Raw genomic sequence first — 13,574 nt, forward strand, 5'->3', positions numbered from 1 at the left:
GCGCTTTCTGGATCCTGCTTTACGAAATCCCCACGATTTCGCGTAGCTGCGGAGCAAGCGCGGGAGTGGAGCAGAGAATAGGATTTCCTTTGCTGATGCCGTCGCCAGCGAAGAAATCATTGATCGATGCGCCCGCCTCGCCGGCGATGACGATGCCCGCCGCGACGTCCCATGCATTGATGTGCAGCTCGAGATAGGCGTCGGTGCGCCCATTCGCGACATGGCAGAGCCCGAGCGCACCCGAGCCGGAGCGCTTCACCGCGCAGCCGGCGGCGTTGCCGCGCTGGAGGACGGCGAGGTAGCGCTCGAAGGGAATGCGGGTCGACCAGCCGAGCTCGACATAGGCGCTCTTGAGGTCCTCGGTGCCCGAGACGGTGATCGGCCGCCCGTTCAGCGTTGCGCCCTGTCCGCGCTGGGCAACGTAGAGCTCGTCCAGCGCCGGTGCGGCCACGATTCCGATGGTGGGAACGTGATTGTGCAGGAATCCGATCGAGATGCACCAGTTGCGGTCGCCGCGGGCGAAGTTCGCGGTGCCATCGATCGGATCGATGATCCAGACCGCATCGCTTGCTGCGCCGCCGCCCTCCTCGCCGATCACCGTATCGGTCGGGAAGAGCACGGCCAGCCGCTGCCGCAGGAAATCCTCGACGGCTCCGTCGGCAACCGTCAGCCAGTCCTGAGCGCCCTTCAGGGTGACGCCGAGGCTGTCCTGCTTGCCGAAATAGTCCAGCGCCAGTCGCCCGGCCTCGGCGACAAGGCCCTGGACGGCATAACGCCGCATTGCAAGATCCGCCGGCGTCATCGTCCAACAACCTCGGTGGGGACCGGGGTGCCAAAGCGCTCCGCAAGATCAGGGATCAACCACGGGAGCAAGACTTCGTCGTCGCTGTTTGGCATGAGCCAGGTCGATTGCGCGTCGGCAGGCATGGTTTCACAAATCCTGGCTTCACAAATCTTGGGTTTCACAAATCTGTTGCATCAGCACGCTACGGATCGATACGTTTATTCCAAGCCGGTCGCGGAATGGAAGGACAATTCCATTCTGGCAGAATGACATCGGCGTGGAGGGAACGAATTGTGCAGGCGGAAACGCATGGCGTGTCGAGCGCCGGCGCGGCTATCCAGGTGCGGGACCTGCACGTTGCCTATGGCGGCACGCCAGTGCTGCACGGCGTCAGCCTCGACTTTGCCCCCGGCAGCTTCACCGCTCTCCTGGGCTCCTCCGGCTGCGGCAAGACCACCCTTCTTCGCGCATTGTGCGGCTTCGTGCCGGTGCGCTCCGGCTCGATCGTGGTCGGTGACCGTGACGTCGCTCTGCTGCCACCGGAGAAGCGCGACATGGCGATGGTGTTTCAATCCTACGCGCTGTGGCCGCATATGACCGTGCTGCAGAACATCGGCTACGGGCTGAAGCTACGGGGCACCGCCAAGGCCGAGATCGCTGCCAAGGTGGCCTCGCTGCTCACGATGCTGGGCCTGGGCGGCTACGAGCAGCGCAAGGTCACGGCGCTGTCGGGCGGGCAGCGGCAGCGCGTCGCGCTCGGCCGGGCGCTTGCGGTCGACCCCCGCATCCTGCTGCTCGACGAGCCGCTGTCCAATCTCGACGCCAAGATCCGGATGGCGATGCGCCACGAGATCCGCGCGATTCAGCAGCGGCTCGGCGTCACGGCCATCCACGTTACGCATGATCGCGAGGAAGCCATGACCATGGCGGACCGGCTCGTCATCATGCAGGCGGGCCGGATCGCCCAGGTCGGCACACCCGAGGAGGTCTACGATCGGCCGGCGAGCGCCTTTATCGCCAATTTCATGGGTGCGGAGAACGTCCTGCCCGTGCATGTCGTGCGCAACGAGGACGGGACGGCCGTCAGTGCCGGACACGCGGTCGCCCGGCTCGCGCACGACGATGCCACGGCGCTGCCCTTAGGCGAGGCCGTGGCCTATTTCCGCGACGATGTCGCAAGCCTCGCGGCGCCCGATGCGATGCCACAGGGCGATCTCCTCGTGCCCGGGCGCATCGCCGCGCGCAGCTATCCCGGCGGCCTCTATCGCTATCGCGTCGAGGCGGTCGGGCGACAGATCACGGTCGACGACGCAGCACGCCATGAACCGGGCGCCGCCGTCGGCCTGCGCATCCCGTTGCGACGTCTTCACATCTTTCCCGCGGCCGAAGCCGCCACCGCCGCCTGACCAGGAGCCAGACCCATGCGCATTCTCAACCTAGCCTGCTCCCTTGCGGCGCTGCTCTCAGCGTCGCCTCTCGCCGCACAGACCCTCAATGTCGCCTCGGCCGGCGACCAGAATATGGTCGACTACGTCAAGGACTATCTCGGCCCGATGTTCGAGAAGAGCCATCCCGGCGTGAAGGTCGTCTCCGTCGGCACCGGTCCCGGCGATGCCGGCTCCCAGAAGATCTTTGAGAAGCTCGACGCGCAGAAAGGCGCCGCGACCACCGATTTCGACGTGGTCGTGATCCACCAGAAGGCCGCCGGGACGATGGTGAAGCAAGGGCTGCTCGCGAAATACACGGACAAGGTCGACACCGCGAAACTGGTTTCCAGCGAGACCGCCAAGAACTCGCTCGGCGCCGACGTCTCGGGCTACGTCATCCCGATGTTCCAGTCGCAGACCGCGCTCGCCTACAATGCCGATATGCTCAAGATCCCGCCCGACAACTTCGCCGAGCTCAAGGAGTGGGTGAAAAAGAACCCCAAGCAGTTCGGCTACAATGGCATCAAGGGCGGCATGTCCGGCGTGGCTTTCGTCGCAGGTTGGATCTATGCCTTCGGCGGCGACGCCGGCAAACTGATCGAGGGGCCGTATGACCCGGCCGAGAAGGCCAAGTGGGACACAGCCTTCAGCGAGCTGAAGGACTTCAACAAGAACATCGTCATCACGCCCGGCAATGCCGGCACGCTCGACATGCTCAACCGCGGCGAGATCGCGATGGGCCCGGTCTGGGTCGACATGTTCTATTCCTGGCAGGCTGACGGCAAGCTGCCGCCCAACATGAAGCTCAAGCTCGCCTCGCCCGGCATGCCCGGGCAGCCGATGTACTACGCCGTGCCGGAGAAGGCGGCGCAGCCGAAGCTCGCAGAGGAGTTCATCGCGCTCGCCACCAGCCCGCAGGTCCAGGCGGACGGCATCGTCAAGAAGTTCAACTGGTATCCGGGCATCGACGCCAAGAACCTCGAAGGCAAGCTGGACAAGGCGGCGTGGGACAAGCTCTTCACCGACATCACCCCGGCCGACCTGTCCAAGAACGCGAAACCCTTCCCGATCGCGCCCTATTTCAACGACATTCTCGAGGGCTACGAGAAGAAGGTCGCGAACTGAGGAGACGCGTTGCGGAATGGCGTCCGGAACGCCGCGCCATATCATGAGCCTGTCCCAGCGCCAGCTCGCCTTGCTACTGATCGCGCCGGGACTCGCGCTCGTCGCGGCGCTGTTCCTCTATCCGCTCTGCTTCTCTCTCGTCTCGGCCTTTACCGCTCCTGAGGGAGGGTTCTCCCTGCAGGCCTTCGGCAAGGCCTTCGAGCTCTATTCCGGCGACATCCTCTTCACGATCGTCATCGTGGTGAGCTCCTGCGCGTTGACGGCGCTGGCGGCGATCGCCATCGCCGGCACGCTGACGCTCGGCGAGAACCCATGGGTCGTCGGAACGCTGCGCGCGCTCTACCGCTGGCCCCTGTTCATTCCCTTCATCGTGGCCGCGCAGTGCATGCGCACCTTCCTCGCCAAAAACGGGTTGATGAACAACACCTTCGTCTCGCTCGGCCTACTGGAGCCGTTGCAGGCAGTGAGCTATCTCGACTGGCGCGGGATCATCATCACCTTCGTGTGGAAGCAGACCCCGTTCGTCGCCCTGCTGCTGGCCGGCGCGCTGGCCTCGCTCGACCGCGCGACTCTCGAGGCCGGGCGCAATCTCGGCGCCTCGCGGCTCAGGGTTCTGATCGAGCTGGCGCTGCCGCAGGCGATGCCGACGCTGCTCGTCGCGCTCGTCCTGTCGTTCGTGACGATGCTCTCGGTGCTCTCGGTGCCGATGATGGTGGCCGGCTCGCAACCGACCATGCTGACCGTCGACATGGCCTTCCGCATCAATGCCTATGGCGACTATGCCACGGCGAATGCACTCGGCGTCATCACCTACCTGATCAGCGCCGGTGCTGCGATCCTCTATCTCCGGCACGGCATGGCGAAGGAGGGCGCGCCATGAGCCGCGTCGCATCCTTGCTGCGCGCTTCGCTGGCGGGCGTTCTGCTTGCGGCCTTCGCCTTCGCGCTGATCGGTCCGCTCGCCAATCTGGCGCTGTGGTCGGTGGCCGAGCGCTGGTACACGCCCTACAAGCTGCCGGTCACCTACGGCACCCGCTACTGGGAGCAGGTCTTCCGCCCGACCGGCGATGCTATGGCCTCGCTCGCGACCTCGGTCTCGATTGCGGTGTTGACGGTCGTCGTCGCGCTCGCGCTCTCCGTGCCGGCCGGCTACGCGCTGGCGCGCCTGAGGCTGCCGGTGCGTTCGCTGTTCATGATCGTGTTTCTGCTGCCCCAGGCCTTTCCCTCGGTGGCGATCTACATCAACGTGGCGCGGATCTTCTATGGCCTCGGCATCAACGGCACGGTGCTCGGCGTCGTGCTGGTCCACGCCGCTCACGGCCTGGTCTATTCCGTGTGGATCGCGGCCGCGGCTTTCGCGGCAGTCGACAGGGATCTCGAACTCGCGGCCCGGAACATCGGCGCCTCGCCGCTGCGCACCTTCTTCACGGTGACGCTCCCCCTGGCCGCGCCGGGTGTCATCGCCAGCGGCATCTTCGTCTTCCTGGAATCACTGGACGAGTTCACCGGCACGTTCTTCGTCGGCGTTCCGCAAGTCACGACGCTGCCGCTTTTGCTCTACAATGCGGCGATGGGCGGAAACTACCAGGTCGCCTCGATCACGGCACTGATCCTCCTGGTGCCATCCGTGCTGTTCATGCTCTTCATCGAGCGCTTTCTGCGCGCGGACGTTCTGGCGAAGGTGGGGGCATAGAACCTCGTCGCAAAGTCGTCAGGGTCGCCGTGCACGACCACATCATTGTCGACCGAGCTGGGCATGCGAGCCTGCGGGGATATGGGCCGATGCAGATGATCCGCCGGCCATTTACCATCTATTAACTCTTCGCTTTGTGCTGCGGGAATGTGTGTCACAATTATTCATCATCGAAGCAAAGGGGATCGATGATGAATCAGACAGTAGAGCGCATCTGGAGCACGGGCCTATCATTGCTGAGCCCGGGTCATCTGGTCGACTGGCTTCTCGACCAGATCGAGAAAATGAGCCCAATGATGATGCCGGCTCGGATCGACATGATGTCGTGCCAGGAGAGGCAAGTCGAAGCGCGCCTCGACTAAAGCGCGATGAGATCAGGATGAATCGTCATCGCGCTTTGGGTTGTTGTTTGAGCATGATCTCCGCGCAAACGCGCTCCGCGTTTGTCGCGAGGGAAAACCGCTCCACACTTTGGGCTAACGCGGCCCTTCGGGTCCGGATCATGCTCTAGTTTGGCGCGAGGACCTCTCGCACCGGCGCCATCCGCGTGACGCCGGTTTCAAGTCAGAGCAAAGCTAGTAGCAATAGCGCGGATCGACGCGCACATAGGCGCCGTCGGGGCGCTGCATGTAGCAGCCGCGCTGATAGGCGTAGTAGCCGGAACGGCGGCGCTCGCCTTCAGAGGCGATGGCAGCGCCCGTGCCGGCGCCGACGATCGCACCGACCGCGGCACCGCGGCTGCCGCCAATGGCGCCACCGAGAATGGCACCGCCGACGCCGCCGACGATCGCGCCGCCGATGGCGTCCTGCGCCGCAGCCTCATGCACCGGCACCATCATCGCAACCGCCAGGCAGGCCGCCATTCCAAGTCCTCGAAGCATCTCGATCCCTCCAGTGTGACGCTGCCCTTCATATCGCCGGCGGCGGATTCGGGCCAGACCAAATCGCCCACCGTCAGGCTTGAGGCGCCATTTCGATGTCGCCCTGGTCTCAGATTTCATATCGGCTAGGGAACGCGCGTGCTACAGAACGTAGGTTGTGCTGGCCGAACGGGCGACCGAGAATTTCCAAATGTTTCATTCGTGAGGGATAACGACATGATGCGTCAATTTCTGGTGCTGATCGGCCTGGTGCTGCTGACGATCTCCGCCGCAAAGGCCGGACCGAACGACGACGCGGTGGCGGCGCGGGCGAGCTGGGAGCAGGTCTACAATGCCGGAGATGCCGACAAGTTTGCCGCGCTCTATACCAAAGACGCGATGCTGTTCGGCTCGACCGCGCAGCTCTTCACTGGCACCGACGGCGCGCGCACCTATTTCAGCAAGCTGCCCGCAGGCATCAAGGTCAAGATGGGGGATCAGCAGGCGATCGCGGCCGGCCCCGACGTCGTGCTCAGCTCGGGCTTTGCCGACTTCACGCTTCCCAACGGCACCGTGCTGCCGTTCCGCCTGACGCTCGCTTTCGTCAAGGTCGACGGCAAATGGCGGGTGGCCCAGCACCACGGTTCGCCCCTGCCGAAGTGAGGCAGCCCGTTGTCACGGCGCTGGTCCGGCGCGGTCGCACGCCCGTCAACCGACCATGTCCCGGTCGACCTTTCGCAGCCGCACGAAGGCCGCCCAAGCCTTCGGATATTTCTTATCCTTGGGATCGATCGTGAGCAGCGCACGGCATGCCTCCTGGATGTCCTCCGATGATGGACGCATCCTCGCATTTCCCGACGACCGCGATTTCTCCCAACGCTCCTCGACATCTCTCGCCAAGGCAAGGACCTCGACCGGCGCTCGTTTCCGCGTCGGCCTGGCGAGCGGATGATCCGGGGGAAATATCGGCCATGCGTCCGGCGGCTGATCGACCCGCCACGCGGACTCATCGTGCCGGGCTCCCTCGCCCGCCGGACTTGCGTGCAGCGCGCCCTGCTGTCCGCCACGTTGTTCGTCCTCCTGGACGGACACGCCATTTGTCGTCTGTCCCACGAACTGGCGGAGCTGCTGCTCCATTGTGCCGCCGGCCGATCCCTGTGCTGCCGAAGGCGCAAGCTTTGTCGGCGTCGACACCGACGGCGACCCCACATTGGGAACGATCTTCTGCACGGTCTTTGCCATCGACAAGGCGCCGGCGGGTATCGCCGTGTCTTGCTGCGCGATCGTTTCCTCGTTCGCCAGCGGGCAGGACTGGAACTTAGTGCGCTGCTGCGTGATCCGGCCATCATTGTCGTCGATGCGCGCAAAATCGACGGCCACGGCATAGACGAAGGCCGCTTCGGCAGGCTGGCCGGACTTGTCCCTTGCCTTGACGGCGCCGCAGACATATCGCGACGCGCCTGCCTCGACCGAGCGCAATGTGCCGAATTGCGCCGAAGCCGGATCGATCAGCACGCGCCGAACCGCGGCGCGGGCTTTCATGTGATCGATGGAGAAGAGATTGAGGACGAGGTCCGGATTAATCAGTTGAGGCTGGTAGTACCAGACATATTCGGCGGCGAGAAATGCTGCACCAATGCTGGTGGCGATCAGAAGTGCGGGTACATTCACAGGGCATGCTCCCAGCGTATCGCGCTGGAACTTTCTGGTTGCAGATAATTTTTGCTGCCATCTATGCGAGCATGTCCTAACGAATGGTAAAGCGGTTGAACTTTTGAGCGATTCTAGCAGGAGATGAGTGCAGGGGATTTCGGCCTGCTTCGGTTTCATCTCCGAAGCGACGCGCTCTGCACATGCCCGCGACGCGGTTGGCCAAGATGGCGATCAGCAGGCGATCGCGGTCCACGGTTCGCCCGTGCCGAAGTGAAGCAGCCCGCCTTCATAACGCGATCCAGCGCTGCACGGCTTCGGCCGTGTCGCCCGGGTTGGTGTTGAAGCAGATCGCAGCGTTCGGCGCGAGCTGGTGCACGAGGTTGAGCACCCTCTCGAACAAGAGCAGGCGCTCCTTCGGCTCGCGCAGTCCTGCGCCGATCACCACGCAGTCAAAGCTCGCCTCGCGCAGGGCTGACGTGACCGCCGCCTCCGCAGTCTCGTCGAGATCGATCAGGCAACTCGTGACGTCGTAGCCGAGATCGGTGAGGCGCAGGAACTGCGCGTCGATATACTTGCGCACGAGCTCGGGCGTGAGCTGCGGGAATGCGCTGTAATCCGCACTGCCGGGCTCGATGCCGATCGCGAGCACGCGCTTGGCCATCGCAAAATTCCCACCACGGTCTTTCGCCGTGATGCCAACGGCCAATCCACCCGGCTGGTTCCTACGCACGCGGTCATGTCGCGCGCCAACGACAACGGCGCCGTGCCGGCTCCGGTACGCCTCAGGCCGCGCCGTCGAGATCGGCCATGGCTGCTGCGCGTCGCCCCATCATCGCCCGCTCGCGCGCGTTGGTGGCGAGACGCGCGGCCGCCTCGAACGACAGCCGCGCCTCGGTGATGCGGCCGAGCTTTTGCAGGAGGTCGCCGCGGACGGCCTGCAGATGGTGATACGACTTGAGCACCGGCTCGTCCGCGATCAGGTCCACGAGATCGAGACCGGCCTGCGGCCCTTCGGCCATGCCGAGCGCGACCGCCCGGTTGAGCTCGATCACGGGCGAGCGCACCAGCGCCGCGAGCTGTCCATAGAGCCCCGCGATGCGTCGCCAGTCGGTCGCCGAGGCCGTCTCCGCCGTGGCGTGACAGGCGACGATCGCGGCCTGCAGCGTGTAGAATTTCCCGCCACCGCCGAGTTCGCGCGCACGACCGAGCGCCGAAAGACCGCGGTGGATCTGGAGCCGATCCCAGAGCGCGCGGTCCTGGTCCATGAGCAGGATAGGCTCGCCATCGGCGCCGACGCGGGCGCGCATTCGCGCGGCGTTCAGCTCCATCAGCGCCATGAGCCCGTGCGCCTCGGGTTCCAGCGGCGCCAGCCCGACCAGCACGCGCCCCATGCGCAACGCCTCGTCACAAAGCTGAGGCCGCAGCCATTCCTCGCCGCGTGAGGCCGCATAGCCCTCGTTGAAGATGAGATAGACAACCTCGAGCACCGAAGCGAGACGCGCGGACAGGTCCTCGCCGCTCGGCGTCTCGTAAGCAAGGCCCGACCGCGAGAGCATCCGCTTCGCACGCACGATGCGCTGGGAAATGGTTGCCTCCGTGACCAGGAAGGCGCGTGCGATCTCATCCGTGGTCAGGCCGCAAATCATGCGCAACGCCAGCGCCGCGCGAGCCTGCCGGGGCAGCAGCGGATGACACGCCGTGAAGATCAGCCGCAGCCATTCGTCACCGATGTCGTCGTCCAGGTCGGTGTCGAAATCGGGCACGGCCTCCTGCTCCTGCATCAGATCGCGCGCCAGCATCTCGTGCTTGTGGGCGAGCATTCTGGCCCGACGCAGATGGTCGAGCGCACGGCGTTTGGCGGTCGCAACCAGCCAGGCGCCGGGGTTGTCCGGCACGCCGCTCAGCGGCCAGGCTTCCAGCGCGGCGACCAGTGCGTCCTGGGTCAATTCCTCCGCCAGCGGCACGTCGCGCAGCATCCGTGACAACGTGGCGATCAGCCGCGGCTGCACGATGCGCCAGGTAGCGCGAATCGTGGCGTGGATCGCACGATCGATGTCGGCGGCCGTCATCGCCGCCGACCGGGATGAGCGGTGGTGTCCATCAGGCGTGAGCGGCCACCTTGGAATGCGCGTCGACCTGGCACGCCCCCTCCATGTCGGGCGTGGCGAAGGCCCGCAATTCGCAGGTGCCTTCCCAGCCCGGCATGTGATCGAGGTGCAGCTGCATGAATTCCCCGGCCATGGCCAGCGCTTCCTCCTTGTCACGCAGCTCGAAGATGGCGTAACCGCCGATCACCTCCTTGGCCTCGACGAAGGGGCCGTCGATGACGCTGAGTTCGCCGTCGGCGATCCGCACCCGCGCGCCTGTCGCGAGCGGCATCAGACCGCCATTGTCGATCATCCGCCCGGCCTTGATCTCCCGCTCGGATATCTTCTGCATTGCCTCCATCAGCGCCGGGGTCGGGGCGGACATCGGCCGGCTGGAGGTGACGATGTACATGAAACGCATACAAAACTCCCGTTGGAGCGAGGAGCAGCCGTTTTGGCCGCAAACCGGCTCGCTATAGGAGTGACGATCCAGCTCACGCCGGATCGACATGCGTGAACAAAAAATTATTGCCGCAACAGGATCAGGGGATCGGCCGTGTCGGGCACGCGGCGCCATTGCGCGTTGTCGTCGGCCTCGAACTGCCAGGCTTCGCCGGCCTTCGACATAAGGATGATCTGGCCGCGCTCGAGCCGCCATTGCGTCGGGTTGAACTGTGCGATCTCGGCGTCGCATTTCGACTTGAGGAAGACCTGGAAATTGTCCGCACCCGCTTCGGTGTTGGTCAGCACGAGCGTGCAGACCGGCTGGCCGTTGCCGCGCACCATGGCCCAGTCGCCAATCATCTGGTCCATCGACTTGGCCATCGAGCGGGCGGCGGCGAGATTTTGCAGGATGTAGACGCCCTCGCCTTGCCGCAAGCCTTCGAAGATGCCGGCCTCGACCTCGGTAAAGTCGATCACGGATTCGCCGGTCGCATCCTGGAGCCGCACGATGTCGAGCCCCTTGACGCTCCAGGCCGTGATGTCCTTGGTGAAGGGCAGCGCGGTCTTGCAGGCCGGCTCCAGCTCGAGCTTAGAGGCCTGCCCAGCCGCGTCGCCCTTCAGCGTCACCACGCAGGTCTTGCTGCGCTCGGTGGTGGACAGCTCCCACTGCCCGACCATGTCCTTCTTCAGGGTCGTCGTATCCTGCGCCTGCGCAGCACCGGTCACGGCGACGAGCGCCGCAACGATTGCCCACGCAACGACCCGAAGATATGTCATCCGCGACTCTTCACCGGGGTTTCCGCGACCGGCGTGATCGGCGGCTTGCCGGCAAACCAGGTCTTGAGATTGTCGACCACGAGCTGGTCCATTGCGTTCCGCGTTACCACGGATGCCGACCCGATATGTGGCAGCAGAATGACATTCTGCATTGTCTTGAGCTCATCCGGCACGTTCGGCTCGGCAGCGAACACGTCGAGACCGGCGGCAAGAATCGTCCCCGATTTCAACGCCTGGACCAGCGCCGCCTCGTCCACCACGGAGCCGCGCGCGACGTTGACCAGCACGCCGCGCGGGCCGAGCGCCTTCAAGACCTCGGCGTTGATCATCTTGTTGGTGTTGGCGCCGCCTGGCACGATTACCATGAGCGTGTCCACGGCCTTCGCCATCTCGATCAGATCGGGATAGTGCTTATAGGAAACATCCTTGGACGGATTGCGCGAGTGGTAAACGACCGGCACCAGCGAGGCTTCGATCCGACGCGCGATCGCTTGTCCGATCCGGCCCATGCCGACGATGCCGACCTTGCGATCGCGCAACGAGCCGACGCTCAACGGATAGTTCTGGGTCGTCCAGAGGCCGGAGCGTACATAGCGGTCGGCCTGGATGAATTCGCGCAAGGTGGCAAGCAGAAGGCCCATCGCAACGTCGGCGACCTCTTCCGTCAGAACGTCAGGCGTGTTGGTGACGACAATATTGTGCTCGCGCGCATAGGCCGTGTCGACGTGATCGTAGCCGACGCCAAAATTCGCCACGATCTCCAGCTTCGGGAAATGCGACAGCGAATCCTTGTCGGCCCGCACGGTGTGATAAGTCACGGCCATGCCGCGGATTTTTTCGCGGACGGCAGGCGTCAGGCGCTCGAGGTCGGCGCGGGTCTCGGCCTTGTGCACGACGAAATGGTCGGAGAAGCCGTTTTCGAGGATCGGCCGCACCGGCCCATAGATCAGAAGATCGATCTTCTCTGACGAAATCGGAGCGGCCGTCATCAGTTTTCCTTTCCAAGAGCGCTTTCATGCCAGCGCCGTAAAACGAGGTGGGAAATTAGCGCCAGCACCCCATAGATGACAATCCCGGCAAGCGACAGCAGAAGCAGCGCCGCGAACATGCGAGGTATGTTGAGACGATAGCCGGATTCGGCGATCCGGTAGGCGAGGCCCGATCCGGCCCCGGCCGTTCCCGCCGCGATCTCGGCAACAACGGCGCCGATCAGCGACAGACCGCCGGCAATGCGCAGGCCGCCGAGAATATAGGGCAAGGCCGAGGGCAATTTAAGAAAACGCAGGGTTTGCGGCTTCGAGGCGCCATAGAGCTGGAACAGGCCCGCGAGGTTGCGGTCGACCGAATTCAGCCCGAGCGTGGTGTTGGCGAGGACCGGGAAGAACGCGACGATGAAGGCGCAGACCACGACGGCGGTTTCCTGGTCGAGATAGATCAGCAACAGCGGCGCGATCGCGATCACCGGCGTCACCTGGAGGATGACGGCATAGGGAAACAGCGAATATTCCACCCATTTCGACTGGTTGAACAGCAGCGCCAGCGCGATGCCGCCGAGGCTGGCTGCGATAAATCCCTCGAGCGTGGTGAGCAAGGTGGTGACAAGCGACCCTGACAGCACGGCCCAGTCCTTGATGAGCGTCAGGAGCACGGCCGAAGGCGCCGGCAGCACATAAGGCGGGATCTGCTTGATACGGACCACGAGCTCCCAGGCGATGAGACCTGCCGCGAAGACAACGAGGGGAAGCGCGAAACGCGCGGCGCGCAAGGCGCCATTCTTTGCCGGGACGACGGGCTCTGCGCTCATAGCACCGACTGCCCGGAATAGGACGGCGCGAGCGCGCTCGACACCTTGCGGCAATAATCGGCATAGCCGGTGGAGGTGCGAAACTCTTCTCCGCGCGGCTCGACGGTCTCGATCCGGATGTCGGCGCCGATCCGGCCTGGCCGCGCCGTCATCACCACGACGCGCTGGGAGAGATAGACGGATTCGAATACCGAATGGGTGACGAAGATGACGGTCTTGCGCAAGCGCCGCCACAGCGCGAGCAGATCGTTGTTGAGGCGAAAGCGCGTGATCTCGTCGAGCGCCGCGAACGGTTCGTCCATCAAGAGGATGTCGGGATCAGTGACGAGCGCGCGCGCCAGCGAGACCCGCATCTTCATGCCGCCGGAAAGCTCGCGCGGGAATGCATCGGCGAAATCGGCAAGGCCTACGCTGGCAAGAGCCTCATCCACGCGCGCGTTCGCCTCGGCCCTGGCGACGCCTGCAAGCTTCAGCGGCAGCCGCACGTTCTCGCGCACGCTGGTCCACGGCATCAGCGTCGGCTCCTGGAACACGAAGCCGATCGCATGCCCGGGCCGCGCCACACCCTCATGGCGCGAGACCCGCACCGTTCCCGTGCTCGGCGGACTCAGGCCCGCGATCAGCCGCAGCGCCGTCGACTTGCCGCAGCCGGACGGCCCGAGCAAGGAGATGAACTCGCCCTTGCGCACGGCGAGGTCGAACGGCCCCAGCGCCATCAGATCGTTGTCATAGGCCTTCGTCACGCCGCGCAGACTGACGGCCAGCGCCGTCAGCCCGACATCGCTCCCGGACGAGGCTGTGCGCTCTATCATTGGCAGGTGGCTGTTGTTTGGTCTGGCGGCGCCGCGATTTCCACCTCTCCCCAACGGGGAGAGGTCGCGCCGAAGGCGCGGGTGAGGGGGTTCAGGTCCCACGAGAGAG

At 64.7% G+C, this 13,574-nt stretch carries 16 protein-coding genes; 6 read left to right on the forward strand and 10 right to left on the reverse strand.

Annotated elements, in window-relative coordinates; translation table 11 throughout:
- Positions 1-19: 19 nt before the first annotated feature.
- Positions 20-781 carry an inositol monophosphatase gene (locus tag YUU_RS0102220; RefSeq protein WP_035660950.1) on the reverse strand — a complete coding sequence of 254 codons (762 nt, stop codon included), beginning with the start codon at positions 779-781 and terminating at the stop codon, positions 20-22.
- A gap of 296 nt (positions 782-1,077) precedes the next feature.
- On the opposite strand from YUU_RS0102220, the gene YUU_RS0102230 reads away from it, so the two are divergent.
- The 5 genes from YUU_RS0102230 (at position 1,078) to YUU_RS58300 (ending at position 5,390) form a co-directional block, all read left to right on the forward strand.
- Positions 1,078-2,190, forward strand: a complete 1,113-nt coding sequence (locus tag YUU_RS0102230; RefSeq protein ID WP_245287928.1) for an ABC transporter ATP-binding protein — start codon at positions 1,078-1,080, stop codon at positions 2,188-2,190.
- A 15-nt stretch (positions 2,191-2,205) separates the two neighbouring features.
- Positions 2,206-3,336, forward strand: coding sequence for an extracellular solute-binding protein (locus YUU_RS0102235; RefSeq protein ID WP_027520883.1), 1,131 nt, complete (start codon positions 2,206-2,208; stop codon positions 3,334-3,336).
- A gap of 49 nt (positions 3,337-3,385) precedes the next feature.
- Positions 3,386-4,216: an ABC transporter permease subunit gene (locus YUU_RS0102240; RefSeq protein WP_027520884.1), complete on the forward strand. Its 831-nt coding sequence runs from the start codon at positions 3,386-3,388 to the stop codon at positions 4,214-4,216.
- Positions 4,213-5,028, forward strand: a complete 816-nt coding sequence (locus tag YUU_RS0102245) for an ABC transporter permease (RefSeq protein WP_027520885.1) — start codon at positions 4,213-4,215, stop codon at positions 5,026-5,028. Before YUU_RS0102240 ends, YUU_RS0102245 begins: the two co-directional genes overlap by 4 nt.
- Before the next feature lie 191 nt (positions 5,029-5,219).
- Positions 5,220-5,390, forward strand: coding sequence for a hypothetical protein (locus YUU_RS58300; protein WP_156944043.1), 171 nt, complete (start codon positions 5,220-5,222; stop codon positions 5,388-5,390).
- Positions 5,391-5,603: 213 nt separating this feature from the next.
- Here YUU_RS58300 and YUU_RS0102255 read toward each other — a convergent pair whose 3' ends face one another.
- Positions 5,604-5,909, reverse strand: coding sequence for a glycine zipper domain-containing protein (locus tag YUU_RS0102255; RefSeq protein WP_027520886.1), 306 nt, complete (start codon positions 5,907-5,909; stop codon positions 5,604-5,606).
- Positions 5,910-6,125: 216 nt separating this feature from the next.
- Between YUU_RS0102255 and YUU_RS0102260 the strand changes: the two genes are divergently transcribed.
- Positions 6,126-6,551 (forward strand): SgcJ/EcaC family oxidoreductase, encoded by a 426-nt coding sequence (locus YUU_RS0102260; protein ID WP_027520887.1) that lies wholly within the window; start codon positions 6,126-6,128, stop codon positions 6,549-6,551.
- 45 nt (positions 6,552-6,596) lie between these two features.
- Here YUU_RS0102260 and YUU_RS0102265 read toward each other — a convergent pair whose 3' ends face one another.
- From YUU_RS0102265 to YUU_RS0102305, 8 genes are all read right to left on the reverse strand, one after another.
- Complete coding sequence (locus YUU_RS0102265) at positions 6,597-7,559, reverse strand: hypothetical protein (protein ID WP_027520888.1); 963 nt, start codon at positions 7,557-7,559, stop codon at positions 6,597-6,599.
- A gap of 268 nt (positions 7,560-7,827) precedes the next feature.
- Positions 7,828-8,202: a hypothetical protein gene (locus tag YUU_RS0102275; protein ID WP_027520889.1), complete on the reverse strand. Its 375-nt coding sequence runs from the start codon at positions 8,200-8,202 to the stop codon at positions 7,828-7,830.
- A gap of 121 nt (positions 8,203-8,323) precedes the next feature.
- Positions 8,324-9,610 (reverse strand): RNA polymerase sigma factor, encoded by a 1,287-nt coding sequence (locus tag YUU_RS0102280; protein ID WP_027520890.1) that lies wholly within the window; start codon positions 9,608-9,610, stop codon positions 8,324-8,326.
- A 31-nt stretch (positions 9,611-9,641) separates the two neighbouring features.
- Positions 9,642-10,049 carry a YciI family protein gene (locus tag YUU_RS0102285; RefSeq protein WP_027520891.1) on the reverse strand — a complete coding sequence of 136 codons (408 nt, stop codon included), beginning with the start codon at positions 10,047-10,049 and terminating at the stop codon, positions 9,642-9,644.
- 104 nt (positions 10,050-10,153) lie between these two features.
- Positions 10,154-10,849 carry an AprI/Inh family metalloprotease inhibitor gene (locus YUU_RS0102290; protein ID WP_027520892.1) on the reverse strand — a complete coding sequence of 232 codons (696 nt, stop codon included), beginning with the start codon at positions 10,847-10,849 and terminating at the stop codon, positions 10,154-10,156.
- Complete coding sequence (locus YUU_RS0102295) at positions 10,846-11,838, reverse strand: 2-hydroxyacid dehydrogenase (RefSeq protein WP_027520893.1); 993 nt, start codon at positions 11,836-11,838, stop codon at positions 10,846-10,848. The genes YUU_RS0102290 and YUU_RS0102295 overlap by 4 nt, the downstream gene beginning before the upstream one ends.
- Positions 11,838-12,653 carry an ABC transporter permease gene (locus YUU_RS0102300; RefSeq protein WP_027520894.1) on the reverse strand — a complete coding sequence of 272 codons (816 nt, stop codon included), beginning with the start codon at positions 12,651-12,653 and terminating at the stop codon, positions 11,838-11,840. Before YUU_RS0102300 ends, YUU_RS0102295 begins: the two co-directional genes overlap by 1 nt.
- Positions 12,650-13,465 carry an ABC transporter ATP-binding protein gene (locus tag YUU_RS0102305; protein ID WP_027520895.1) on the reverse strand — a complete coding sequence of 272 codons (816 nt, stop codon included), beginning with the start codon at positions 13,463-13,465 and terminating at the stop codon, positions 12,650-12,652. The genes YUU_RS0102300 and YUU_RS0102305 overlap by 4 nt, the downstream gene beginning before the upstream one ends.
- Positions 13,466-13,574 lie beyond the last annotated feature (109 nt).

Source organism: Bradyrhizobium sp. Ec3.3 (assembly GCF_000472925.1).
In the GTDB taxonomy this organism is placed as follows: Bacteria; Pseudomonadota; Alphaproteobacteria; order Rhizobiales; family Xanthobacteraceae; genus Bradyrhizobium.